This is a genomic window from Streptomyces chlorus, assembly GCF_042655885.1.
GTDB classification, from domain to species: Bacteria; Actinomycetota; Actinomycetes; order Streptomycetales; family Streptomycetaceae; genus Streptomyces; species Streptomyces chlorus.
This window is the reverse complement of record NZ_JBHSOA010000169.1, coordinates 1-573: the sequence shown is the minus strand read 5'-3', so window position 1 is coordinate 573 and position 573 is coordinate 1. Positions and strand designations below refer to the sequence as shown.

Here is a 573-nt window from a genome sequence, read left to right as displayed (position 1 = left end):
TTCGTTCCTGGTGGTGGACGATGCGGCGGTGGTGGCGGAGTGTGCCCGGCAGGATGCCTCGGATGTCGTGGTGGGGGTGCCGGGTTCGGGTGCGGCGTATGTGATCTATACGTCGGGGTCGACGGGGCGGCCCAAGGGTGTGGTGGTCTCCCGGGGTGCGTTTGAGAACTTCGTGGTGGCGATGGGGGATGTGGCGGGTGTCGGGGTGGGTGAGCGGCTGCTCGCGGTGACCACGGTGGGCTTCGACATCGCGGGGCTGGAGTTGTTCCTGCCGTTGGTGAGCGGTGGTGTGGTGGTGCTGGCCTCGCAGGAGGTGTCGCGGGATCCGGTGGCGGTGTGCGGGCTGCTGGAGCGGGAGCGGGTTTCGGTGGTGCAGGCGACGCCGGCGTGGTGGCGTGGTGTGCTGGCCGAGGCGGGTGCGGGGCTGTTGTCCGGGGTGCGGGCGCTGGTCGGTGGTGAGGCGGTGCCGGTGGAGGTGGCCGGTGGGCTGGTGCGTGCGTGTGCGTCGGCGGTGAATGTGTACGGGCCGACGGAGACGACGGTGTGGTCCACGGCCCGTCGGCTGGACGGGCC

At 71.2% G+C, this 573-nt stretch carries 1 protein-coding gene; it reads left to right on the top strand.

Going from position 1 to position 573, the window contains the following annotated elements; translation table 11 throughout:
• Positions 1-28 precede the first annotated feature (28 nt).
• The coding region (locus ACFPZI_RS37220) for an AMP-binding protein (protein WP_381371593.1) at positions 29-573 on the top strand (545 nt) is incomplete at its 3' end.